Here is a 21,880-nt window from a genome sequence, read left to right as displayed (position 1 = left end):
CAACCTTTTAGAATAAACCTACTGCTTTTCCCTCTTCATTTACATCCATTTGCAGCGCAGCTGGCTGTTTCGGAAGACCTGGCATTGTTAACATTGTTCCTGTTAACGCAACGATAAACCCTGCACCGATAGATGGTTTTAATTCACGAATTGTAACAATAAAGTCAGATGGGCGCCCTAATTTCGTTGCATCATCAGAAAGAGAGTATTGTGTTTTCGCCATACAAACTGGTAGGTTACTCCAACCTTCTCCTTCATATTGAGCTAATTGCTTACGTGCTTTCGGAGCAAATTCGATATCTTTTGCACCATACACTTTTTGAGCAATTGTACGAATTTTTTCTTCCAATGGTAATTCTAATTCGTAAAGTGGTGCGTAGTTGTTCTCACCTTTTTCGATTTCTTTTAGTACTTTTTCAGCAAGATCAACTCCGCCTTGGCCACCCTTCTCCCAAACTTCTGTTAAGGATACTGCATAGCCACGCTCATTGCACCATTCTTGTAAATATGTAACTTCTGCATCTGTATCAGTAATGAATTTGTTAATAGCAATTACGAAAGGCACACCGAAGCTTTGAATTGTTTCAACATGCTTCTGTAAGTTTTCCATACCTTTTGCTAATGCATCTACATTTTCTTCTTTTAATTGATCTTTTGCTACGCCGCCATGCATTTTAAGCGCACGAATAGTCGCAACAATAACAACTGCTTCTGGTTTAATGCCAGCTGCACGAGCTTTAATATCTAAAAACTTCTCAGCACCTAAATCTGCACCGAATCCAGCTTCTGTAATAACATAATCACCTAATTTTGCTGCCATTGTCGTAGCGATAACACTGTTACAACCGTGAGCGATATTCGCAAATGGTCCGCCATGAATGATAGCTGGTGTATTTTCTAATGTTTGTACTAAGTTCGGTTTTAATGCGTCTTTTAATAATAATGTTAACGCACCTTCTACACCTAAATCTTTAACCGTTACAGGTTGATTTGTAAAATTATAAGCGACAACAATGCGAGATAGACGCGTTTTTAAATCCTGAATATCTGTTGCAAGGCAGAATACGGCCATAATTTCAGATGCTACTGTAATATCAAAACCGTCTTCACGTGGTACACCTTGAACCGGTCCACCAAGGCCAATTACTACATTACGAAGGGCACGATCATTTAAGTCAACACAGCGTTTCCAAACGATTTTACGCGTATCAATTCCAAGTGTGTTTCCTTGTTGGATATGATTATCAATAAACGCCGCTAACGCATTATTGGCAGTTGTGATCGCATGGATATCTCCAGTAAAGTGAAGGTTAATGTCTTCCATTGGTACAACCTGTGAAAAACCACCACCTGCTGCTCCGCCTTTTAGTCCCATCGTTGGTCCAAGAGATGGTTCGCGAAGTGCAATTACTGTTTTCTTACCAATTTTATTAAAAGCTTGACCTAAACCAACTGTTACTGTTGATTTACCTTCTCCAGCTGGAGTTGGGTTAATCGCTGTTACTAAAACAACTTTACCGTCTTTTTCATCCTGTAAGCGCTTAAAAATATCAAGAGATAACTTACCTTTATAATGTCCGTATGGCTCTAATTCATCTTCTAAAATATTTAATTCAGCTGCAATTTCTTGAATCTTCTTCATACTCGCTTCTTGTGCGATTTCAATATCGGATTTAACTGTTGTAGTAGTTGTCATATACCCTAGTCCCCCTTTAATTGGTTCTGATGATATTGTATCAGTTTTTTGTATTTTCTGCACTTATTTACCTCCTAAAAATTCTTTCATTTCTTTATACGTTTTTTAACATAAATACCCATAAGAATGTTAACGATTGTTGTAACTCTGTAGGTAGTTGACCTAACATCTTCTCATTTACTCCGCGCTTATATACACCGATGCCATCTACAACTTCAAAACCTTGTTCTTTCGCTAACTGTTCAAATTCCCAAGGCATCATCGTATTACAAACAACGTCTTTGCCGTATAAACGAGGATAACTATTCTCTCGAGGCTTTGCTGTCGGTCCTAAAATTGCAATACATGCGTATCCATCTTTCTTTAAAACACGCTTTATTTCATTTAATGCTTGTAATGGCTCCTCAGTCCATTCTAAAGAATTAATTGCCATTATTGCTTCAAATTGCTCATTTTCAAATGGTAATGCAGAAAAATCACCTTTTATAAAAGATAAATTTGAGCCCTCTCCGCGTTCCTTACCCTTTTGAATCATCACTTCCGATAAGTCCACCCCAACTGCTTTGTACCCAGTAACACTTAATTTATATGTACCATACCCATCACCACAGCCAATATCTAACACTTGTGCTTCTTTTTCGACGTACTGCTCAAAAAATGGAATGATTGTACTCCTGCTCCCGCTATCCCACATTTCTTGACTATTTTGATTCCAAAACTCTGCATCGTTATCCCATTTTTTCTCTGCCGATTCATGCCAATTAAACTTCGCCATACATTCCCCTACCTTCAGTTATTATCATTCATTTCATTCTACATCATTTTCCAAAATTCCTGTTTATCTTCATAAAGAGATAAAGTGAAGCTTTAATCAGTGGGGGATTTTGTTCGTCCCCCACTGATTATTAGCCCTCACCAATCGGGCTTTTTCGGGTAACCTTACTGCACGGCAAATAGCGGGATGTACAGGATAACAATGGAATCTATTTTCTCCAATTTTTGCTTTACTTGGGTTTAACTCATACTCATGTTCTTTTCCTTATGAAAGATACTATAGATACACCCAATTGAAAGAGAGGGATGTACATGCGAAGAAAGAGAAATCATCATTTTAAAAGTGGTGAAAAAAACGAAGAGTATGCAGCTGAAATATCACCAGCTGGTATTCCGATTAGACATAAGCGCAAAGAAATTGCAAATGAAATAGAAGGTACAAATACCGGAGCAATGATAGGCTATGTCGCATTATTTCTTTCGTTATTCTCCATTGCTTTTTATCCTGTTACACTCGGCTCCCTTGCGATTTTAGTTGGCTTATTAGCTGTCAACTTTGGAGCGAGAACACTTGGATATACTGCAATTGGTTTTGGCAGTTTTTCTGTTTTATTCACTTTACTATATCCGCTTGCTTTATCAGCGTTTTAAAAAAAACACACCAAGTTATACTTGGTGTGTTCATTCATGATACAACATAATATGACCGCATCCACAACAATGCTTGGCTGTAATTTCTTGAAAGACTGGATAATTTTCTTCGTCCCTTTGTTCAATAAACACCTTTTCAAATCGGTACATGTTTGGTGCATATGCCCAATCTTGTTTCGTACGTGCATATAATGTTGATGAAAAAAACTCCTCACCACCACAAACGATACATTCCTTCTTCATTAATCCCCCTCCTATGCTTGTCTTACTTCATCTATATGAACATAAGCATAAAAAAAAGACCTTCTATTACTAGAAAGTCTTCTCTGAAACAAAAAGAAATGTACCAAACATCCCTACTCCGCTATATTCTTTTGTAACACCAGCTTCTGTTTTATACGTTTGCTTTACAGTCATAAAGAAAACACCATTTCGCGCATCAATACTTTCAAACTGTAATTTTTCTTTTTTTCCATCTACATTTTGCGTGCATTCAAAGCTACTCTCGTCACATTTCAATGCATACTTATCCTCTAAATACAATTTGAAATCTGATTCTTTCGGACAAGTTATAAGTAATATCGCCACGAGAATAATACTTACCATACCCACAATTGTATAATATTTCTTCATTTGTTCTCCTTTCAAAAGACAAGAAAACTTGACTTCATGCGCCAAGTTTTCTTAGTCTACTACCCATTGCCACTCTTGTTCTTTCTTATCAAAAATGAGCCAACCTGTTTCTGTTGCGTCCGCTTTCAATTCATCGATATTATCTAGTACCTCATCCGTACTTTCGAATGATCCTACTACATATACCGGAATTTCAAGACCTCTTCTTGACTCAATTTTCCCCGCTAAATCAATGTATAACCCATCTTCCATTAACGGAACAAGCCCAAGGATAACTTCCTTTGAAATTGCTGGGAAAATTTTTGATTTTTGGAAGAAAGTAAAACGTTTCTTTCCAAACGAACCGAGTTTATATGGAATTACTTTACTTAGCATTCCTACAAAATCACCGATTCTACGGTAATACACTTTGTTGTACCAACCATCATCATGTGAAAAATAAACGAATCTATTTTTCAGTAACGGGAAGAACGTTCTTCCAAGTGGTTCTTTTTTGTGAGCCAAATATAATAATTCTGCAATTTCTTTTGGCTCTAACTCATCTAAATCGCTTGCATCATCAAAATCTACCCAACAAAATTCATCAAATTCATCAATCTCTGCTTGAATGAGTTTATGTATGTTTTCTTCCTCGACATATTCAAATAAAGTATGATAATGAAAATCTGTCCACTCAAAATTATGCTTTAAAAGTAATACTTGATGAAGCGGTGAAGGGATGTTACTTGCAAACTCTTTAAACGTAATTCCAGATGTAATAAAACAATGACCCCGACGATTACCATTAATATATATCATATTGTTTACTTGGTCAGATCCTCCAGACAAAGCACCCAGCCACCTTCGTTTTATATGTTTCAATTCTATAGCATATTTTAACATGAAAAATTTTAGAAACATAGAAAAAACTTCAAAAACTATTTACAATTTCATGTGTTTTATTACATACTGATTACAAGAAAAAACGCCTGCTCATAAGCAGGCGTTTTTAAAGGATATCATCTGGGTTTTGAGGGTGATGATTTTCCTCTTTCTTTTCTTCTTTTTGGAACATCGATTGGATTTTATCAATTGTTTGTGGAGCTAATTCAATCATTTTTTCCGCTAAATGTGTCGCATTTTGTAAATGAAGAATATTTACCCCATCTTTATTCACAACTAGAAATGCTACCGGTGTAATTGATACTCCACCCGCGCTACCGCCACCAAATGCAGGGTTACCATTCGCTCTTTGTCCATCATTCGTCTGGAAATCAGAACCTCCTGCGCCAAAACCGAACGCTACTTTAGAAACCGTTAATACTACACCACCGTCAGCCGTTTGAACAGGCTCTCCAACAATCGTATTTACATCGACCATTTCCTTCAAATTTTCCATTGCTGCTTTCATTAATCCTTGAATTGGATGATCCACCGTTCATAACCTCCTTTGTCATATCTTTCCTAGTTTTTCCGAAAGTTTGTGAACTAAACATAAAATTTTATATTGATTTCAAAAAACTTAAGTTGTAATATTTAGAAAAAATAAAAAAGGGGTCGAATCGTGATGCTGCGAAAATTAACAAAGAAAGATCATGAACAAGTATTTTCTTTTCTAAAAGAAGAAGCAGCCCTTAACTTATTTATCATTGGAGATATTGAAGCTTTCGGTTATGACACAGATTTTCAAGAATTATGGGGCGCATTCAAAGAGAACGGAACATTAAAATCAATTTTGCTACGCTTCCATGAAACATTTATACCGTATAGTAAAGGAGAGTTTATAGTCGCTGACTATGAGGCACTTCTTTCCGCATATAAGCCGCTTAAACTCTCTGGCAAGTCGACTATTGTAGAAAGATTTGAAACTGCTCCAAGTGTACAACTAGGTACCAAAAATGAAATGTATTTTTGCGAATGTCTAGATGACAACAACTTACCTAGCACGCCTGTCCAAGAAACAATTAAACATGCCACACTAGATGATGTAGAGCGAATTATGAAATTACGAAGTAACATCGCTGAATTCCCAACTGCTAATGAATCAGAGAAAATATTAAGACAAGCTCTCGAAACAAATACAGGACGTACATATTATATTGAAAAAGACGGTGCTATTATCGCATCTGCTTCTACTTCCGCTGAAAATTCATTATCGGCTATGGTTGTTGGAGTCTGTACACATCCGAATCATCGCGGGAATGGATATGCTTCGCTCATATTACAGAAAATGATCCAAGACTTTACGAAAGAAGGCCGAACGCTTTGCTTATTTTATAACAATCCAGCTGCCGGACGAATTTATAAGCGATTAGGGTTTAAAGATATTGGAATGTGGACGATGTATCGATAATAATGCATAATACACGCAGAAGAGGCTGCCTATTATAAGTAGCCTCTTCTGCGTATAACTAATATCTATTCACATGTACTCCGCTTGTCGTTACTATATGATATACTATGCTTGTTAACTCTTGTTAATTTCTATAACATAAAAAAACAATTTAAATCTTTTATCTTTACAACTGAACCAATTAGGAACGCTTTATCGTTATTCTCTGTTCTTATTTAGATATATTTTTCGAATTGCTACTGAAATTTTCTAATAAATAGGAAATTCCAATACCTACTCCACCAATAATTAGAGCAACAATAGCTGTTAACACCCTTTTTCCCATTGGCTGTGGAAAGAAGAAGGAAGAAAAAAATAACACTACGGTAAAAATACACATTAAAATGCGCCCTTGTTTAAACATGCTTGATTGCTCCTTTTTTCTTTGTTAAATAAAAAATCAGCCCTCCATTACCAGGGAGATAACGTTAAAAGAGGCGACCAGTAGGCCACCTTCCAAGGAAAGCTATTAGTCATACATGTTATATATTTTCAACTGATATTCCATGCAATCTATCTCTATTTTACCCTTTTCTTTTTTCGATTTCTAAATATAATCTCTAATACAATTACCGTACTGAATCCTACAGTTAGTTGTAAAACTGTAAACAGCAATTTATCATTTAGAGGCATTGTAGGTACACTCCACAGCAGTACTGGAGGGATAAGTATGCCAATGATTACAAGGGTTCTCATTATTTTCCCCATTTTATTTCCCCTATCTTATTTTTTAAATCTATATGTATTTTTCAACTAATCTACAATTCTAATAATTTCTCACGTAGAACTAATTCACTCTCAGTCATATACCCTCTATGCATTTCCTCTACAATCTTATCATGATTATAACAAAGTACTTTTTCATCACCTAGATAGCCCACTGGATAAGGAACGCCCACATAATCAAAATCACGTTTATCTGCTGATACAACCATTCTTCCAATGATCATAATAATCGGTTCTACCTCTTCTAGTTTAACTATTGTTCCAATTGGAAATAGTTTCATAGGTATTTATTCTCCTCTATTTGTAAATTTTTTAGCTAAACGGTCAAATAATATTGAACTTTCATATGCCAACATCCCAATGCCAATCATAGCAATACTGAAAAATAATTTCTGCCATAAATTAAATGGGAAAAACCACCCTGCAATAACAAGTACCATAGTACCAATAATAATCATAAACCGTCCTTGTCTGAACATACTTTTACTCCTTTTTGTCTTTATCAAGTTTAAAAAAGAATCCTCCTCCATGACCATTAGGTGCTGTCGCATACCCCCCAGTCTCTTGTCCTAAATGGACTTTGTAACCATATCCAAACCCATATTCACCTTTTAGTGTAATATCATAGTCACCTAAGAAAGGGATATAATCCGGAATCTCAATTTTATTAAGAACTACTTCATACTTATGTGCTGTTAATTCATAATCATTTTTAAAAGTATATTGATCTATTCCGAATACATAAGATCCATTTAAGAACTTTTGTGTAACTGTTAAATCCTCTGCAAAGGGAAGTTTTTTAGAGGAAGAGTGGTCTAAAGCATTCGCCTCAAACTTAATGGTACCACCTAGTCCATAACTATCTCTAACATATAATTCCGTTTCTTATCCTAATTATTATTCCTCCTTCAATCTAAGTTTCATTTACTCATCCTCCTTTTAATATACTCCATTAAATTAATTGCTCCTATCGCCATTGCTCCCCAAAAGATCACACCAAATGTATATATAATCTTTTCTTTTATTGAATATGGCCCCATCAGCCCGACAGCGACTGAAATTACAACTAGTATTACCATTATAATTTTCGGAATCTTCATCACCTTACTACTCCTTATCCGTCTTCTCAAATTTTACAAATCTACAACTTTGGACTTTACTACTGTTCCCACTTGTAAAAGCTTCATTTTCATTCCCTTTTATCTTTTGTTTTTCCAATAAAGTCCATTAAATAGGTAAATCCAATTGCTAATCCGCCAAAAACAAGTACAAAAAAGAAAGTAAATATACGATCTCCTAATGACTGCGGAAAAATAATGAGAGTAGTGCAATAATAGGTACTGTTATTAAATATATAGTTCTCATTCGCTTGAAAGGTAGCATTTATTTACTCCTTTTTCCATTGAATTTCTCCATAAAATTTATAATAAATGTGTTCCATACTAGAGAAAATCCAGTAAATATAAAAACAGCTAGCGAAATAACAATTTTATCTTTCCACGTTTCTCCATTTATCATAGCGAGTGTGATTAATAGTACTGCTGCTGCACATATTACTATTTGCGTAACTTTGCGCATAGTAATCTCCTCCTTACACACCTTAATCATCAAACTTTCCCACTTCTTTCATTAAAACTCTTTTCTCAAGTTCCTCCGACTCAATTACAATTGCCATCAATCCCTTTTCTGTACTTGTTTCATGTAACTCACCTTTCTCCCAAAACACAGCTTGTCCAGCTTCCACCTTCACTTTTTCTTTATTTGCTCCGCACACATATCCTTCGCCGTCCACAATAAGAAGCAGTTGAGATACAACTGCTTCATGATATCCGATAATTCCATTCTCTTGTAAATGCATGGCACCGATATGTATATTCCCTTGATGATTTAATATTTTTGCCATTATGAAATTAGATTGAAATGCTGATATGTGTTTCCCAACTTCTGCACTGAAATCAAATATTTTCATTCCTGCTCCTCCCTATATGTATAAAACCATCCTTACTGTCTGCATCATATGTCCTTCAAAGTCCTCTTCAAATTGCTCTAAAGCTGCAAAACCTTTCGCTTCATAAAAGCGCTTTCCTTTTTCATTTGCTGCTTCTACATGTATGTACAGTTTCCGAATCCCTTTTAGTCCCTTAATCCCTCTTTTTAACAAAGCACTTCCTATCCCTTTTCCTTGCTGATCTGGTAACAAATAAATCGCACCTAATTCTGCTTCATTTTGCAGTCTAACGGGTGAAAAATTCGCAAATCCAATTACTTCTCCCTCTTCTTCTGCAACGAATAAATGTGTATTTTTAAGACGATATTTCATTTTTTCATCGGAATATGCTTCATTTAAAAAGTTGTCTTGAATCTCTCTCGGAATAATTCCTTCGTAAGTATCATGCCAAGCTATTTTTGCTACGTTTTGTACAGCATGAATATCTTCTTGCTTCATTTCTCTAATTACATATGTCATCTCGATGTCTCCATTCTCTTTAAATTATATTCTGCTAATATACTAGAAGAAATGGCAAAACCATCTTCATAATTTACCTTAATTAATTTTAACTTCTCAATCGAAGCTATTGTAACATCAAATTTTTCATATATATATTCCATTACACTTAAAAATTGATTTGAATTTAACCCATTTGCAATCGTGCAATGCGGAATCCATTTTCCCGGAACGTAATAGGACTGTGGATTATCATGAAAAGTTTTGAAATAATCATGATAAGAATGATGAAGTTTTAATAATTCATCAGTAATGGTTGGTGCTAGAAAGATCGTTCCGTTAGTAGGAAAAGTTCCAACAGATGGAAAAGTTACAGCGGAGATGTTCTCTTGAAAAACTACAAACTCCTCTAATTTCTTCGTATATAAATTAACATCTAACTCATTATAATCAGCCAATGTAATATGTGGTTCTACTCCAGCTAGTTGATTTATTCCAATTATATTTGTTAATTCATTTTGCAATTCTTTAATTTTATTAGTAAACACACTATCCAATGTAGCAATAATTGCGTACATGCTTCCTCACCCCTCCGTTACACATAGCGCTTCCCACTCTTCACGAATCATTCCCATTCGAATAGAGTCATAGTATGTCCCGTTATAATAACGGCATTTTCGCATTCTACCTTCTAATCGCATTCCTATTTTCTCCGCTACTTTCATCATTCGTTCATTACCAGACCAAGTCGTAAGTCCTACTCTACCAATCTCCATATTTTCAAATAGCAAATCTCTATATAGTTTTAATGCTTCTGTACCATATCCACCATTCCAGTATGCTGGGTCATAAATTACGATTCCCATTTCTAACCAACGCGTCGGTTTATGTTCCCAATAAAATCCGACTGTCCCTATAATTTGATCGTTATTTTCTATAATTAAATTTGACAGCGGTTCTTCTCGTAAACGAGTTTGCATCTTCTCTTTATAGGACGCGTATTCTTGCATTGAGAACGGAAAGTACGGTGCATCCCATTTTTTCCACTCTGGATTTTCTTCTTTATATATGAAGCTCCATAATGTTTTTATATCTGATTCTTCTATTGTACGAATTGTAACTTTGTTCCCCTTTAATATAACGTTTTGCATAATTTCCTCCTACATTCCTCTTTATTTCATATATAATTATAATGTTTTTTCAGAAAAATCAAAACAAAACCCTTTATTTTATTGTATAATTTTGTTATAAAATACGAATTATTTATGTAAATTAGCCTATTTTTTCGAGTTTAATTTAGAAACGGAACTTCGGAAAAAATTAGATGAAGTACGAACTCGTAACATAGTTAATAAAAAATAGGAGGTTATATCCCTCCCACTTTAGCTAAATATTGTATTCCCCTTCTTTTCTACCTCAAGTAGAATTCCTTTCTCTATCCAGCCTTCTACACCATCTTTTTTAATTAAATCATATCCGGCACAACTACCATCAATGAGAGAAACAACATCCCCGTTTCTAACGCTTAATTGTGCACAAGAAATATCCGTTTTCACTGTATACTCACCTGATTCAAGTTGCTTTATATACTCGTTTTTCACATGAAGTAATTCATTTGTTCCTAGTTGTTTACATACGGTAAAACCTTTCATTCTCTCCACAGGCTCTATGTAATAATGCGGATATGTAACCCCGCCCTGCATTACTGAATTCGCATTAAAATCGGCCAATACCTCATACTGCGGAAAATGATCTACATATGTATAAGAAAACGTATCACCTGAAGTTGTCCTCTGAATAATAAATGCGTTTAATTGCCCTGCTTCTTTAATTGCATTACCACCATCAATCGCAATAATTTTTTTCTCCTTATCAATAACTGGATTGTTAGATGGTGCCTCCTCGGAATAGTTCACAACAGGCCAATGTCCAACAATTACGTACTTATCCGCTCTATGTGACTTATTAAAAAACTCTGGCATTGCAATTGCATTTTTCCTGTCTGTTTGTCTCCAATTCTCTCTATCTTCAAGACCAGCATGTACAAAGATATACTCCTCAGTTTCAATAGCAGTTGGTAATTCTGTTAGCCACTTTATTTCTTTTGAAAAATGGCCCATCAATATGTTTTTCACTTCACAAATATCACTTTCTTCATTAACGGTAACGTTCAATTTCGCTAGCCATTCATTAAAAATTGTATTCTTTTTCGTACATAAATAATTTATTAGCGCAGGATTTTCATTTACAAGTGCTTCAACTACAACTTCACAATTCCCTTCAACTACATAAACATTTGGCTTGCTAACTACTAAATCCATTACATAGTTTACGACGCCAACGCTATCGTTTCCCTTCTCACAAAGGTCTCCATTTATAATTAAATAATCATCATCTTTAAAATGAACTTTATGTAATAATTCCTTTAAAAGATTTAATTCACCATGAATATCAGATATTACGATAACTCTTACACCTTTTGGGATTAATAGTTTCTGAATTTTTTCCAAGTATAAACTCCCCTAACCTTCTTTTAATTCCATATTATCGTCTCAATTATAAAGAGACTATTCGACAAAATAAGTAATTACCCCTCCTCATTCTTCAATTCTAAATTAAAAGGGGTTCCATATGTTCTCACACATAGAACCCCCTTACTATTATAATTCTTTATAAAAAGAATAGCTTACCTTATCATAGCCTTCTCTTTCATAAAAACGATGTGCATCAACTCTTGGAAACGCTGATGTAAGAACGATAGAACTGCACCCTTTTTCTTCCCCCCATTTTTCTACATATGACAACAGAACCTTACCATATCCTTTTGATCTGTGAGCTTCTGCAGTTACAAGATCATATACGAAAACATGTTTCTCATTATAAAAATTCGTACAAATCGCTACACCAGCTAGACTAACAACTTCTTCATCTTCATTCTGTAACGAGAGTAGTTTATAATTTTCTTTTTTCATTTTTTGAAATAAAGAACTTGCTTCTTCTCTTGAAATTTTTGTTCGTAATTGCTGTAATACAGGGAATACATCATGTAAATCAGCTTCTGTTACTATTTCTCTAATATTCATTTTGATTCTCTCCTTTCTATTTATTAAATTTTCTAAATGTTGTATCATCATTATAAAAAGTAACTGCCCTTAACTTAAGTGACAGTTCGATTATTTTTTATATGGCCAGTTTTTAAAGGAGAATTCTTAAAATGGATCTTACTATCCCATTACAATTAGAAAGTAAAACACCAATTTACTTACAAATTTACGAATATATGAAACGAGAAATTTCTCAGGGATTACTGCCTGCCGGTACGCGCCTTCCTTCTCACAGAAATTTAGCGATACAACTTAATGTTAGTCGTATTACTGTTGAATCTGCTTATCAACAATTACTAGCTGAAGGTTATGTAGAAAGTAAACCGAAACGCGGGATTTTTGTTGTGGAAGTTGATATTGATGTCATTCAAAATAAACAACACGTTGCGTCAAACAGCGCTAACAATACTAAAAATGAACAATATGACTATGATTGTAGCCAAGGCCTTATTGATCAAAAAGCTTTTCCAATTACAAACTGGAAAAAAGCATTACAAGAAACTTTATTCCAGTATGAAAATGAATTATTTGCTAAAGAAGATCCTCAAGGTGAGTTCATTCTACGAGAACATATTTCAAAATATTTATATCATGCTCGCGGGGTACATTCTACACCTGATCAAATTATTATTGGAGCCGGTACGCAGCCTCTTCTTTGGCTACTACTCCAACTGCTTGGTTCAAAAAAAGAATATGGAATCGAAAACCCTGGATTTCACCGTATAACTGCAATGATTCAAAGTTCTGCTCTTCCTGTTCACCCTATATCTCTAGATGAGAAAGGGATTCATATTTCAGCTTTACGTGAATCAAGTGCTAATGTAGCATACGTCACTCCATCTCACCAATTTCCTCTTGGAATGATTATGCCATTATCTAGAAGGCTCGAATTATTAAGATGGGCCAATGATTGCGAAGGATATATTATTGAAGATGATTATGACGGGGAATTTCGTTATGTAGGAAAACCTATCCCCTCTTTACAGGGACTAGATTCAAATGAACGCGTTATTTATATGGGAACTTTCTCGAAATCCTTTTTACCTTCTTTGCGAATGGGGTATATCGTCTTACCACCTCATCTTTTAAAAATCTATAAAGCGCTTGGAGGCATGTTTAAACAAACTGTTTCTATCCTGCAGCAACTTGCCTTTGCAACCTTTATTCAAAATGGGGATTGGGAACGCCATATTAATCGAAGTCGTACGTTATATAAAAGAAAACATATTTCTTTAGTTAAATCTATTACAAACGAAATGGGCAATAACGTTCATATACTCGGTGAACAATCAGGACTGCACATCGTACTTCATGTTCATAATGGGATGAACGAACAAGAACTTATTCATGCTGCTGCAAAACAGCGAATTAAGTTGTATCCTCTCTCCACATACGATTCTGTTCACAATTTAAAGAAGGCATCGTATGTATTACTCGGTTTCGGCAGTATTCCCGAAGATAGTATCGAAACGATTGTAAAATTATTGAAAAAAGTCTGGTTCCCTAACTAAAAATAACTCCACGTAAGTTATACTTACGTGGAGTTATTTTTATTCACTATTCTTCTGATACTTGCCCTGATCTCGCTGTCCTTCCTGGACGCTTTACACCAGTTGTTTCTGTTGAATAAGAAGCTTCAATTATAGCACTTGGATCTACAGAGAGAACGAGATCTTTCATTTTTGGATAAATGAAACGGTTTGTAATACAATAAATAATTCTCTGGTGCTCTCCTAAAAAACCACCTTCTCCATGTAGATACGTAACAGACAGTTGTAATTCTTTCATAAGCAGTTCGCCAATTTCTTTATTTTTATTCGAAATAATCATGACGCTCTTTCCTTGATTAATACCGTCTAATATGAAATCTATCATCTTCGTAACAATATAGAAAATTGCTAATGAGAACATCGCTTGCTCAATTGAAAATAAAATAGCAACAAATACAAAAATAACCGCATTTACAGCAAGTAAAAATGTACTAATTGGTACTTTAAAATGCTTGTTCATCCAAACAGCTAACATTTCTGATCCATCAATTGCTCCGCCCATTTTTACAACAATCCCTACACCAACACCAAATAGAACTCCTCCATAAAGTACAATTAATAATTCCGAAGTCGTAATTGCTGGAAATGGTTTTAAATAAATCAATCCGAGTGTTGTAACAACATTTGCATAGGATGTACGGATGAAAAACTTCTTTCCCATTACCTTTGCAGTAAATAGTAAAATCGGGATGTTAAGTCCTAAAAACACTCCGTAAAGCGGTAATCCAGCAACTTTATTTGCCATAATAGCAATCGCGGTTACCCCACCGTCTACTAAGCCATTTGGCGCTAAAATAAGCTCTAGTGAACCCGCTACAATAATGGAGCCAATTGTTAATAATACGTATTCAAATAATTTTTTCATTCATTACCCCCAAAACTTATATATTTTCTTAGTATTATCATAACTAATTTTTTTCGCAAATACAAAGAAATTGCTTTATATACACACATTTTTCACCTTTTTGGTGATTCTTATGTAGAATCTCAAAATTTAATACACTTTATACAAAAATAATATCCCCCTAATTTTTACCTCTTAATTACATTATGTTATATAATTAAATTTAGAGAATTTACAGAAAAAGGAGCTCTTTCATGCTACAGCAACTATTCACTTCACCTATTTTATCTGTTCAAACTTTGCATCCAGGCTATGTAGACCATGCAAGCGACGTGTTTCTTGTTAAAACAGAAGCTGAAGAAGTTATTGTTCGTTCCTCAAAAATGACTGAAGAGCCCAACAATGATTTTTGGTGGGGATGTAAAAACCTTTTTGGAATTGATCCAAGGCATGTACATCATTTAGAAACAATACACGCATTATTGAAAAAGCATACTACCCTACCCATCCCTACTATTTTGCAAAAACATGTTTTAAATGAGCGAGAGTATGTAATCGTCGAAAAACTAACCGGAAATACGCTGCAAACATTTATCGGACAAGCTGATTCTATTTTATTCAGCCTTGGAAAAGGACTAGCAGAAATTCATTCGTTTCAAGCAGAGTTTATAGGAAACCCATCAAGTACTTTCCACATTCCACTAGAAGAATTTAAATCTCACATATTAAAAGTCAGTAAAGAACTTGTAAATAGGTTCTATTCCGATAACACGAGTATCCATAACGCATTTCATACTTTTGAATCACAGCTATCTTCCTTGCCTGCACCAAAGGAATCTACACTCGTTTTAATTGATATGGATCCTACTCAGTTTTTATCAGATGGTACAACTATTACGGGTTTAGTAGATACAGAAGCCTATGCAGTTGCTCCTCGAGAGTTTGATTTTATCGGCTTAGAATATGTATTTACAGAAAAAGAGGCTCATGCTTTTAAACAAGGTTACAAAACCATTATGCCCATTCCTCGTCTTGAAGAATGTAGACACCCCTATCGATATTTATACCGGTTATTATCTGTTCAGGGCAGTGTGGAGTTAGAAAAGTGGCTAAGTCATCCATCCTATTTTTAAATACGAATGAGAGGGATTATGAAATGAATATTGAAAAAAAGAAATCTTTAACAGCAAACGAAATTCAGCAAATGAAAGATTTAGCTCATATTTGCGGACAACAAGATAAAATTGATTACTCGTCAGATTTACATGTCAACTTTTTAACCGCCCGTAATAAAGATGTGATAAATGATTTTCTACTTTATGATGATACTCAATTAATCGGTGCATTAAGTATGTATGACTTTGAAAGACCGACAAAACTGGAGTTAATAGGGTTTGTTCATCCGAACTATAGGAAGCAACATATAGGCACCACTCTTTTACAAACCGCAATGAAAGAAATACGGATAAGAGAGGTAGATGAAGCTCTTCTTATTATGAATGGGGATTCTGCTTCTGGGAAAGAATTTGCAAAACAAATGAAGTTACCTTATTTATATAGTGAATATAGTATGGAGTTCAAAGCAAAAGAAGTGCAACAAACAACAAAGAATACTATACAGCTCACTCTTGCATCTTCAGAATCACTTCTTAATCTTATTGAAATTTCCAGTAAAGCCTTTGGAGATTCTGTAGAAAATACCGCTACATGGTTACAGAAAATGATGAATTCACCTTCTCATCAAGTTTACATTGCTCTTATTAATGAAAAAGCAATTGGAACGATTACCGTTTCTGAGCAAGAGCAATCTACCACACTATCAGGATTCGCAGTTCATCCTTCTTATCAAGGTAAAGGGTATGGTAAAGATATTCTTAGTTATATGGTACATACACTTATTATAGAAGGAGTTTCAACAATTGAATTAGACGTCGAAACGAAAAATAATAATGCTTTAAAACTATATACACAATGTGGTTTTGAAATTAAAACGAAGCATGACTATTATAATTTAATGAATTTTGAGCATAATACATATGTCTAAAAAACTAATTTATTCTGATTATGATATTTTTGCAGAGATCTATAATAAACATTGGGGACATTTTGCAGAACACTCTTATCCAGCCTATCATAAATTCGTTTTACAAGATGCCGCTCCCCACTCCCGTATATTAGACCTTTGCTGCGGGACTGGTCATCTTACTAGGAAACTAATTGATAATAATTTTATAGTAACTGGTATAGATGGTTCTGCTCAAATGATTGAACACGCACGTCAAAACGCGCCAGATGCATCCTTCATCGTCGATGATGCACGCTCTTTCAAATTGAATGAGCAATTCCACTATGTCATTTCAGCCGGTGATAGCTTAAATCATATAATGAAATTAGATGAGCTAAAAAACACTTTTCATCATGTTTATTTAGCATTATATGATGGAGGTACATTTGTATTTGATATGAATATGGAGAAAGGTTTTCTTGAAAATTGGAGTGCGTCCTTTCACATTTCAGAACAAAAATATGTCTGTACGATAAACTCTACTTATGACATTGAAAGAAAAAAAGCAGAGATGAACTTTATACTATTTAAGCATGACATAAATGATAATTGGAAAAGAAGTGACTTTTCTTTTGAGGAAGCTTGTTACTCTAATGAAGAAATAATTTCTTCGTTGGAATCTGTAGGATTTAAAAACATTCAACTACATGGTACAAATAGAACATTTTTCATTTGTGAAAAATAAAAAAACTGAATCATAACGATTCAGTTTTTTCTTAATATATTTACAACAGCAGTCATTTCATTATTTTCTTTATAAACACGTGGGATTCTTCTGTCTAACATACATGTAACTTCATAGTTAATTGTCCCTAACATATCTGCTACTTCTTCTACCGCAATTTCTTCTTCGCCTTGTTTGCCATAGAATACAACTTCATCTCCAACTTGTACTGGCATTGCTTTCGTAATATCTAGCATAAGCTGATCCATACAAACACGGCCAATAACAGGTACTCGAACTCCGTTTATTAATGCATGTCCTTTATTAGACAACTGACGATTATAACCATCAGCATAACCAATCGGTACAGTTGCAATCCATTCTTCGCCCGTTGTTACATACGTATTTCCATAACTAACACCACGATTTTTCTTCGCATGTTTAACATGAGCTACTTTTGATTTTAAAGACAACGCTGGTTTTAACGCTACAACAGTATGATCAACTTCTTTCGAAGGATACATTCCATAGATTCCAATACCGACACGAACCATATTTTGAAATGTGTTGCTAAGTTCCATTGATCCTGCACTGTTTGAACTATGAATATATGGAAAATGAATTCCCAATTCTTTTGCTGTATTTACAGCTTTTTCGAATAAACTTGTTTGCATATTCGTATATGCTTTATCAGTTTCATCAGCGGTAGAGTAATGTGTAAACATTCCTACCACTTCCACATACTCCATACGGTTTAATTCTTCTAAAAATGGTTTCACTTCTTCTTCTTGTAAACCGATACGACTCATTCCTGTATCAATTTTCACTTGAATTTGCACTTTCTTTTGAAGACGGTTTGCAATTTCATTTATACTTTGTAAGTCTTCAATTCTATAAACAGTCATCATAACGTCATATTGAATTGCATCTTCCACAGCTGCTACTGATGTATAGCCTAAAATTAAAATCGGTACAGTGATTCCAGCTTCTCTTAATTCTATTGCTTCATCTACAAATGCAACTGCAAGTTGGTTTATTCCTGCTTCGATAGCAGCTTTCGCAACTTCAACTGCTCCGTGGCCATACCCATTCGCTTTTACAGCAGCCATCATTGCAATATTTTCATCATTCACACGTTTTTTAAATTCTTTTACATTATGTTTTACAGCATTTAAGTCAACTTCAACAATTGTATCTCTTCCATATTTCAAACTCATTGGTCTAACTCCTAACTCAATAATTACATTCCATTCTATTTCACGTTTCATATGACCTTTTACAATATAATACTTTTCAATATGCTAGTCAAACTACTAGAATTTTCGGAATTTTGAGTATGATATAATACCCTTAAGAAACTATTATATACGGAGATGAGGAGAATTACAATGTTTGTTCACTCTGCCTTGCATCAACTACAAGTTGCTGTTGATACTTCTATTCAAATGCTTAACCAATATAATGAAGACGATTTAAAAATACAACCAATTCACTCGAAGCGATCATTATTTGAAATGTGCGCACATCTTTCTCTTATTTGCCATGCTGATTTACTCATTTTAAATGGTATTACAGAAAAAGAGTTACGTACCTTTTATTTAGAACATACACCAAAAACAATTACTCAAATGCAACAAATGATGATAAAAGGGTACGAACTACTTTCTAAAACTTTCTTATCCTATTCCAATGAAGAGTTAGCGGAAATTATGACTGCTTATTGGGGGATTTCTTATTCTCGATTCGAATGGTTACTTGAAATCGTTGCACACTTTTATCATCATCGCGGGCAAATTCATATTTTATTGTGCGAGCACATTAAAGATCCTAACATACCTTTATTTCAATAAAGGTATGTTAGACGATATGAAACTTCTCTAAGGCAAATAAAATACCACCTTCACTTGATTTCTTTGTAACGAAATCTGCTCTTGTTTTTAACTCTTCTCCGCCATTCCCCATCGCAATTCCTAATCCTACATATTGCAACATCTCAACATCATTCCCACCATCTCCAAAAGCAATTGCTTCTGATTTACAAATGTTTAAATGTTCCAATACCTTTTGAATTGCAGTTAGCTTCGATACTTTATTATCTTCCAACACATTCATAACGTAACCATGAAAACGTTCAAACGTAAGTGCTGGATATCTTTCAAAGAATTTTTGGGCTTCTGTTTCATCAGCATACAGACAAACACAATAAATCTCTTCTGACAAGTTTCTAACTTTGTCAGGATAACACTCTAAATTTAACGTTTCATTTAATGCTCGTATTACACGTTCGTCTTTTGAGGCAATACCATTCATTACAAATTCTTCTGTAAAATAAGAAACACTATGACCATGTAATTCAGCAAAATTTGAAATATCATGAACAATTTCACTTGAAAGTACCGATTTATGTATAACTTCATCAGCACATTTTATATGTGCACCATTTGCAGAAATAAACGTATTTATGCCCAGCTCTTTAAATTGTGAGCATAAACTATATGGTCTCCCTGTTGTAACAACTACGTGAATTCCTTTATCTATTAACCTTTGTATAGCCTCTCTTGTACTTTCGTGCATACTTCTATCAATCTCGCTTAAAAGAGTACCGTCAACATCAAAAAATACAACTTTGTACATATCCTCTTACATTCCATCTAAATGATTTGTATCATTTATAAAATGAATAGTTTTCTGTTTATCCGTAAGTTCAATCAAACTAATTCCCGTATCTCCCATTTTAAAATAATAGTCCATGCTAATTGGCATTTGGAAAAACGCTCGTAAAATACTATTTATTACACCACCGTGTGCAACAATTGCAATTCGGTCATATGTATTCTCTGTCACGATTTTAGAAAAGATTCCTTCTATTCTCATTCTAAATTCAATAAATGATTCCCCGTTTTCAAAACGATCATGAAGAAATTTTGGCTCTGGATATTTTTTCGCTTCTTCAAATGATAACCCTGCTTGTATCCCGTTATTAAACTCCATTAATTCTTCTTCTAGTTGAATTGGGCACTGAATCGCTTCAGCTAATGTTTCAGCCGTTTCTCGAGCACGTTTTAATGTACTTGCCCAAATGAAATCTGGTGGGAAATCTGCTTTCACTTTCTTTACAAGCCTTTGCACTTGCTGTCTTCCCTTTTCTGTTAATTCAAAGTCAGCTCGACCTTCATGTACATGTAAAATGTCTGCCTCGGATTCTCCGTGGCGTATTAGTAGTATTTGCATTCTTACTCCCCCTTATCTCCTTAAAACCAAGATTAAATTTTAACATATTATCAAAAATTTTCAAAATAATAAAAGCAATCCCCATTCATAAAAGAATGAAAATTGCTTTTATTACTAACTAACTTTCTTCTAAACTAGCTTTTGACTTTCCTCCTACTCCCCAATGTGAACTAGGTATTTCATTTACTAAAACACGTACACGCCCAACATCTACATCTAAATTTTTTGCAACTGCCTCTGTAACATCCGAAATAAGATTTTGAATTTGTTCTTGTCTTCTACCCTCTATAATTTGAATTTGTACAATTGGCATTTCTATCTCTCTCTTTGCTATTTATTCACAAAACATCGCTACACTTCCTAAGTGATCAAATTGTGCAATAATAGAATCTCCTGCTTTAAATGCAATCGCTTCTGATAATGCTCCACTTAATACGATATCACCTTTTTTTAATCCTTCATTTTGTAAACCAAGTTTATTTACCGCCCAAGCAATTGCCTCTGCTGGATGTCCCAGTACTGCTGCCCCCGTTCCAGTTGTAGCAATCTTACCATTTTTCGACATAACCATACCTACACTAGCTAAGTCTATTTCTTTAGCATCCATCCATCTACTTCCTAATAAAAACTTTGAAGATGAACAATTATCTGCTATTACATCAGGTAATGTAAATTTAAAATTTAAATACCTGCTATCAATAATCTCTAAAGCTGGCGCAACATATTTTGTTGCCTTTAATACATCATCTGCTGTCACATTCGTTCCCTGTAAATCCTCACCTATTAAAAAAGCAATCTCTGGTTCTACTTTTGGATGAATCAATGTTTCGTATTGCAATGGCTCCCATTCGAACGCTAACATATCTTCCAATAAATATCCGTATATCGCTTCATCAATACCCATCATTTGCTGTTTTGCTTTACTCGTTAACCCAAGCTTCACACCAACTCTTTTAGAACCTTCGTTCATTTTCTGTTCAATTAAACATTTTTGCAATTTATAAGCATCCTCTACTGTTAAATCTGGGTGCTTATCCGTTACTTTTACTACTTCTTTCCTTTCCTTTTCAGCTTGAAGTAAATACTCCACAATTTCTAAATCTGCTCCTTTCACTAAAGCCATCT

Annotated in this window: 31 protein-coding genes and 1 pseudogene; 7 read left to right on the top strand and 25 right to left on the bottom strand. The window is 34.5% G+C overall.

Going from position 1 to position 21,880, the window contains the following annotated elements:
- Positions 1–7 precede the first annotated feature (7 nt).
- Together BAU23_RS07750 and BAU23_RS07745 are read right to left on the bottom strand one after the other, a co-directional pair.
- Positions 8–1,696: a formate--tetrahydrofolate ligase gene (locus tag BAU23_RS07750; protein WP_033657013.1), complete on the bottom strand. Its 1,689-nt coding sequence runs from the start codon at positions 1,694–1,696 to the stop codon at positions 8–10.
- 94 nt (positions 1,697–1,790) lie between these two features.
- Entirely contained in the window at positions 1,791–2,471 is a 681-nt protein-coding gene (locus BAU23_RS07745; RefSeq protein WP_001051562.1) for a class I SAM-dependent methyltransferase, read from the bottom strand.
- A 311-nt stretch (positions 2,472–2,782) separates the two neighbouring features.
- Between BAU23_RS07745 and BAU23_RS07740 the strand changes: the two genes are divergently transcribed.
- Positions 2,783–3,121 carry a hypothetical protein gene (locus BAU23_RS07740; protein ID WP_001253199.1) on the top strand — a complete coding sequence of 113 codons (339 nt, stop codon included), beginning with the start codon at positions 2,783–2,785 and terminating at the stop codon, positions 3,119–3,121.
- 30 nt (positions 3,122–3,151) lie between these two features.
- Here the strand turns inward: BAU23_RS07740 and BAU23_RS07735 are convergent, their stop codons facing one another.
- The 4 genes from BAU23_RS07735 to ytfJ form a co-directional block, all read right to left on the bottom strand.
- Positions 3,152–3,364: a hypothetical protein gene (locus BAU23_RS07735; RefSeq protein WP_000711203.1), complete on the bottom strand. Its 213-nt coding sequence runs from the start codon at positions 3,362–3,364 to the stop codon at positions 3,152–3,154.
- A gap of 69 nt (positions 3,365–3,433) precedes the next feature.
- Positions 3,434–3,754, bottom strand: a complete 321-nt coding sequence (locus tag BAU23_RS07730) for a hypothetical protein (protein ID WP_000761191.1) — start codon at positions 3,752–3,754, stop codon at positions 3,434–3,436.
- A gap of 51 nt (positions 3,755–3,805) precedes the next feature.
- The gene (locus BAU23_RS07725; RefSeq protein ID WP_000014098.1) at positions 3,806–4,582 is read right to left on the bottom strand and encodes a hypothetical protein; all 777 of its coding nucleotides are present in this window, start codon (positions 4,580–4,582) and stop codon (positions 3,806–3,808) included.
- A gap of 160 nt (positions 4,583–4,742) precedes the next feature.
- A complete protein-coding gene (gene ytfJ, locus BAU23_RS07720) occupies positions 4,743–5,168 on the bottom strand; it encodes a GerW family sporulation protein (protein ID WP_000349989.1) in 426 nt (141 codons plus the stop codon).
- Between the two features lie 132 nt (positions 5,169–5,300).
- Between ytfJ and BAU23_RS07715 the strand changes: the two genes are divergently transcribed.
- The gene (locus BAU23_RS07715; RefSeq protein WP_016129244.1) at positions 5,301–6,086 is read left to right on the top strand and encodes a GNAT family N-acetyltransferase; all 786 of its coding nucleotides are present in this window, start codon (positions 5,301–5,303) and stop codon (positions 6,084–6,086) included.
- Positions 6,087–6,297: 211 nt separating this feature from the next.
- Here BAU23_RS07715 and BAU23_RS07710 read toward each other — a convergent pair whose 3' ends face one another.
- From BAU23_RS07710 to BAU23_RS07645, 13 genes and pseudogenes are all read right to left on the bottom strand, one after another.
- Positions 6,298–6,489: a hypothetical protein gene (locus BAU23_RS07710; protein ID WP_016129243.1), complete on the bottom strand. Its 192-nt coding sequence runs from the start codon at positions 6,487–6,489 to the stop codon at positions 6,298–6,300.
- A 155-nt stretch (positions 6,490–6,644) separates the two neighbouring features.
- Positions 6,645–6,833 (bottom strand): hypothetical protein, encoded by a 189-nt coding sequence (locus BAU23_RS07705; protein ID WP_000516426.1) that lies wholly within the window; start codon positions 6,831–6,833, stop codon positions 6,645–6,647.
- A 50-nt stretch (positions 6,834–6,883) separates the two neighbouring features.
- Entirely contained in the window at positions 6,884–7,132 is a 249-nt protein-coding gene (locus tag BAU23_RS07700; protein WP_000765494.1) for a DUF4176 domain-containing protein, read from the bottom strand.
- A 6-nt stretch (positions 7,133–7,138) separates the two neighbouring features.
- Positions 7,139–7,330 carry a hypothetical protein gene (locus BAU23_RS07695; RefSeq protein WP_000489621.1) on the bottom strand — a complete coding sequence of 64 codons (192 nt, stop codon included), beginning with the start codon at positions 7,328–7,330 and terminating at the stop codon, positions 7,139–7,141.
- Positions 7,331–7,771: 441 nt separating this feature from the next.
- Positions 7,772–7,951 (bottom strand): hypothetical protein, encoded by a 180-nt coding sequence (locus BAU23_RS07685; protein ID WP_000701193.1) that lies wholly within the window; start codon positions 7,949–7,951, stop codon positions 7,772–7,774.
- Between the two features lie 89 nt (positions 7,952–8,040).
- Positions 8,041–8,234, bottom strand: a pseudogene (locus tag BAU23_RS30505) (hypothetical protein).
- Positions 8,235–8,429, bottom strand: a complete 195-nt coding sequence (locus BAU23_RS07675) for a hypothetical protein (protein ID WP_001233480.1) — start codon at positions 8,427–8,429, stop codon at positions 8,235–8,237. It abuts the pseudogene before it with no gap.
- Positions 8,430–8,451: 22 nt separating this feature from the next.
- Entirely contained in the window at positions 8,452–8,820 is a 369-nt protein-coding gene (locus BAU23_RS07670) for a cupin domain-containing protein (RefSeq protein ID WP_000688061.1), read from the bottom strand.
- A 12-nt stretch (positions 8,821–8,832) separates the two neighbouring features.
- Positions 8,833–9,318 (bottom strand): GNAT family N-acetyltransferase, encoded by a 486-nt coding sequence (locus BAU23_RS07665; RefSeq protein ID WP_000222816.1) that lies wholly within the window; start codon positions 9,316–9,318, stop codon positions 8,833–8,835.
- The gene (locus tag BAU23_RS07660) at positions 9,315–9,875 is read right to left on the bottom strand and encodes a 2'-5' RNA ligase family protein (protein WP_016129242.1); all 561 of its coding nucleotides are present in this window, start codon (positions 9,873–9,875) and stop codon (positions 9,315–9,317) included. Before BAU23_RS07660 ends, BAU23_RS07665 begins: the two co-directional genes overlap by 4 nt.
- 6 nt (positions 9,876–9,881) lie before the next feature.
- Positions 9,882–10,448, bottom strand: a complete 567-nt coding sequence (locus BAU23_RS07655; RefSeq protein WP_001181785.1) for a GNAT family N-acetyltransferase — start codon at positions 10,446–10,448, stop codon at positions 9,882–9,884.
- 231 nt (positions 10,449–10,679) lie between these two features.
- On the bottom strand, positions 10,680–11,807 hold the full coding sequence (locus BAU23_RS07650; RefSeq protein ID WP_016129241.1) for a metallophosphoesterase: 1,128 nt from the start codon (positions 11,805–11,807) through the stop codon (positions 10,680–10,682).
- A gap of 150 nt (positions 11,808–11,957) precedes the next feature.
- Complete coding sequence (locus BAU23_RS07645) at positions 11,958–12,380, bottom strand: GNAT family N-acetyltransferase (protein ID WP_001025957.1); 423 nt, start codon at positions 12,378–12,380, stop codon at positions 11,958–11,960.
- 131 nt (positions 12,381–12,511) lie between these two features.
- Here BAU23_RS07645 and pdxR point away from each other — a divergent pair, with 131 nt between their 5' ends.
- Positions 12,512–13,912, top strand: coding sequence for a MocR-like pyridoxine biosynthesis transcription factor PdxR (pdxR, locus tag BAU23_RS07640; RefSeq protein ID WP_016129240.1), 1,401 nt, complete (start codon positions 12,512–12,514; stop codon positions 13,910–13,912).
- A gap of 46 nt (positions 13,913–13,958) precedes the next feature.
- Here the strand turns inward: pdxR and BAU23_RS07635 are convergent, their stop codons facing one another.
- Positions 13,959–14,816, bottom strand: a complete 858-nt coding sequence (locus tag BAU23_RS07635; protein WP_000732300.1) for a YitT family protein — start codon at positions 14,814–14,816, stop codon at positions 13,959–13,961.
- Positions 14,817–15,049: 233 nt separating this feature from the next.
- On the opposite strand from BAU23_RS07635, the gene BAU23_RS07630 reads away from it, so the two are divergent.
- Genes BAU23_RS07630 through BAU23_RS07620 form a run of 3 tightly spaced genes read left to right on the top strand, consistent with a single transcriptional unit; the run spans position 15,050 to position 17,545 of the window.
- Positions 15,050–15,928, top strand: a complete 879-nt coding sequence (locus BAU23_RS07630; RefSeq protein WP_000941392.1) for a phosphotransferase — start codon at positions 15,050–15,052, stop codon at positions 15,926–15,928.
- A 23-nt stretch (positions 15,929–15,951) separates the two neighbouring features.
- Positions 15,952–16,839, top strand: a complete 888-nt coding sequence (locus tag BAU23_RS07625; protein ID WP_016129239.1) for a GNAT family N-acetyltransferase — start codon at positions 15,952–15,954, stop codon at positions 16,837–16,839.
- On the top strand, positions 16,832–17,545 hold the full coding sequence (locus BAU23_RS07620; protein ID WP_016129238.1) for a class I SAM-dependent methyltransferase: 714 nt from the start codon (positions 16,832–16,834) through the stop codon (positions 17,543–17,545). Before BAU23_RS07625 ends, BAU23_RS07620 begins: the two co-directional genes overlap by 8 nt.
- A 20-nt stretch (positions 17,546–17,565) precedes the next feature.
- Here BAU23_RS07620 and alr read toward each other — a convergent pair whose 3' ends face one another.
- Positions 17,566–18,741, bottom strand: coding sequence for an alanine racemase (gene alr / locus BAU23_RS07615; RefSeq protein ID WP_000054190.1), 1,176 nt, complete (start codon positions 18,739–18,741; stop codon positions 17,566–17,568).
- 171 nt (positions 18,742–18,912) lie between these two features.
- Here alr and BAU23_RS07610 point away from each other — a divergent pair, with 171 nt between their 5' ends.
- On the top strand, positions 18,913–19,374 hold the full coding sequence (locus BAU23_RS07610; protein ID WP_000497556.1) for a DinB family protein: 462 nt from the start codon (positions 18,913–18,915) through the stop codon (positions 19,372–19,374).
- Positions 19,375–19,381: 7 nt separating this feature from the next.
- Here BAU23_RS07610 and BAU23_RS07605 read toward each other — a convergent pair whose 3' ends face one another.
- From BAU23_RS07605 to BAU23_RS07590, 4 genes are all read right to left on the bottom strand, one after another.
- Entirely contained in the window at positions 19,382–20,158 is a 777-nt protein-coding gene (locus tag BAU23_RS07605) for a Cof-type HAD-IIB family hydrolase (RefSeq protein WP_000278981.1), read from the bottom strand.
- A gap of 6 nt (positions 20,159–20,164) precedes the next feature.
- A complete protein-coding gene (locus BAU23_RS07600; protein WP_001166449.1) occupies positions 20,165–20,755 on the bottom strand; it encodes a histidine phosphatase family protein in 591 nt (196 codons plus the stop codon).
- A gap of 118 nt (positions 20,756–20,873) precedes the next feature.
- On the bottom strand, positions 20,874–21,074 hold the full coding sequence (locus BAU23_RS07595) for a 4-oxalocrotonate tautomerase (RefSeq protein ID WP_255257093.1): 201 nt from the start codon (positions 21,072–21,074) through the stop codon (positions 20,874–20,876).
- Positions 21,075–21,089: 15 nt separating this feature from the next.
- Complete coding sequence (locus tag BAU23_RS07590) at positions 21,090–21,878, bottom strand: 2-keto-4-pentenoate hydratase (RefSeq protein ID WP_001229808.1); 789 nt, start codon at positions 21,876–21,878, stop codon at positions 21,090–21,092.
- Positions 21,879–21,880: the final 2 nt, after the last annotated feature.

The sequence above is a fragment of the Bacillus nitratireducens genome, assembly GCF_001884135.1.
GTDB classification, from domain to species: Bacteria; Bacillota; Bacilli; order Bacillales; family Bacillaceae_G; genus Bacillus_A; species Bacillus_A nitratireducens.
The sequence above is the reverse complement of the archived record's forward strand: the minus strand, read 5'-3'. Positions and strand labels throughout refer to the sequence as shown.

Excerpts from the sequence above, each read along its gene's own strand:
- BAU23_RS07750 (WP_033657013.1), bottom strand. The coding sequence starts at position 1,696 with ATGACAACTACTACAACAGTTAAATCCGATATTGAAATCGCACAAGAA.
- BAU23_RS07745 (WP_001051562.1), bottom strand. The coding sequence starts at position 2,471 with ATGGCGAAGTTTAATTGGCATGAATCGGCAGAGAAAAAATGGGATAAC.
- BAU23_RS07740 (WP_001253199.1), top strand. The coding sequence starts at position 2,783 with ATGCGAAGAAAGAGAAATCATCATTTTAAAAGTGGTGAAAAAAACGAA.
- BAU23_RS07735 (WP_000711203.1), bottom strand. The coding sequence starts at position 3,364 with ATGAAGAAGGAATGTATCGTTTGTGGTGGTGAGGAGTTTTTTTCATCA.
- BAU23_RS07730 (WP_000761191.1), bottom strand. The coding sequence starts at position 3,754 with ATGAAGAAATATTATACAATTGTGGGTATGGTAAGTATTATTCTCGTG.
- BAU23_RS07715 (WP_016129244.1), top strand. The coding sequence starts at position 5,301 with ATGCTGCGAAAATTAACAAAGAAAGATCATGAACAAGTATTTTCTTTT.
- BAU23_RS07710 (WP_016129243.1), bottom strand. The coding sequence starts at position 6,489 with ATGTTTAAACAAGGGCGCATTTTAATGTGTATTTTTACCGTAGTGTTA.
- BAU23_RS07705 (WP_000516426.1), bottom strand. The coding sequence starts at position 6,833 with ATGGGGAAAATAATGAGAACCCTTGTAATCATTGGCATACTTATCCCT.
- BAU23_RS07700 (WP_000765494.1), bottom strand. The coding sequence starts at position 7,132 with ATGAAACTATTTCCAATTGGAACAATAGTTAAACTAGAAGAGGTAGAA.
- BAU23_RS07695 (WP_000489621.1), bottom strand. The coding sequence starts at position 7,330 with ATGTTCAGACAAGGACGGTTTATGATTATTATTGGTACTATGGTACTT.
- BAU23_RS07685 (WP_000701193.1), bottom strand. The coding sequence starts at position 7,951 with ATGAAGATTCCGAAAATTATAATGGTAATACTAGTTGTAATTTCAGTC.
- BAU23_RS07675 (WP_001233480.1), bottom strand. The coding sequence starts at position 8,429 with ATGCGCAAAGTTACGCAAATAGTAATATGTGCAGCAGCAGTACTATTA.
- BAU23_RS07670 (WP_000688061.1), bottom strand. The coding sequence starts at position 8,820 with ATGAAAATATTTGATTTCAGTGCAGAAGTTGGGAAACACATATCAGCA.
- BAU23_RS07665 (WP_000222816.1), bottom strand. The coding sequence starts at position 9,318 with ATGACATATGTAATTAGAGAAATGAAGCAAGAAGATATTCATGCTGTA.
- BAU23_RS07660 (WP_016129242.1), bottom strand. The coding sequence starts at position 9,875 with ATGTACGCAATTATTGCTACATTGGATAGTGTGTTTACTAATAAAATT.
- BAU23_RS07655 (WP_001181785.1), bottom strand. The coding sequence starts at position 10,448 with ATGCAAAACGTTATATTAAAGGGGAACAAAGTTACAATTCGTACAATA.
- BAU23_RS07645 (WP_001025957.1), bottom strand. The coding sequence starts at position 12,380 with ATGAATATTAGAGAAATAGTAACAGAAGCTGATTTACATGATGTATTC.
- pdxR (WP_016129240.1), top strand. The coding sequence starts at position 12,512 with ATGGATCTTACTATCCCATTACAATTAGAAAGTAAAACACCAATTTAC.
- BAU23_RS07635 (WP_000732300.1), bottom strand. The coding sequence starts at position 14,816 with ATGAAAAAATTATTTGAATACGTATTATTAACAATTGGCTCCATTATT.
- BAU23_RS07630 (WP_000941392.1), top strand. The coding sequence starts at position 15,050 with ATGCTACAGCAACTATTCACTTCACCTATTTTATCTGTTCAAACTTTG.
- BAU23_RS07625 (WP_016129239.1), top strand. The coding sequence starts at position 15,952 with ATGAATATTGAAAAAAAGAAATCTTTAACAGCAAACGAAATTCAGCAA.
- BAU23_RS07620 (WP_016129238.1), top strand. The coding sequence starts at position 16,832 with ATGTCTAAAAAACTAATTTATTCTGATTATGATATTTTTGCAGAGATC.
- alr (WP_000054190.1), bottom strand. The coding sequence starts at position 18,741 with ATGAGTTTGAAATATGGAAGAGATACAATTGTTGAAGTTGACTTAAAT.
- BAU23_RS07610 (WP_000497556.1), top strand. The coding sequence starts at position 18,913 with ATGTTTGTTCACTCTGCCTTGCATCAACTACAAGTTGCTGTTGATACT.
- BAU23_RS07605 (WP_000278981.1), bottom strand. The coding sequence starts at position 20,158 with ATGTACAAAGTTGTATTTTTTGATGTTGACGGTACTCTTTTAAGCGAG.
- BAU23_RS07600 (WP_001166449.1), bottom strand. The coding sequence starts at position 20,755 with ATGCAAATACTACTAATACGCCACGGAGAATCCGAGGCAGACATTTTA.
- BAU23_RS07590 (WP_001229808.1), bottom strand. The coding sequence starts at position 21,878 with ATGGCTTTAGTGAAAGGAGCAGATTTAGAAATTGTGGAGTATTTACTT.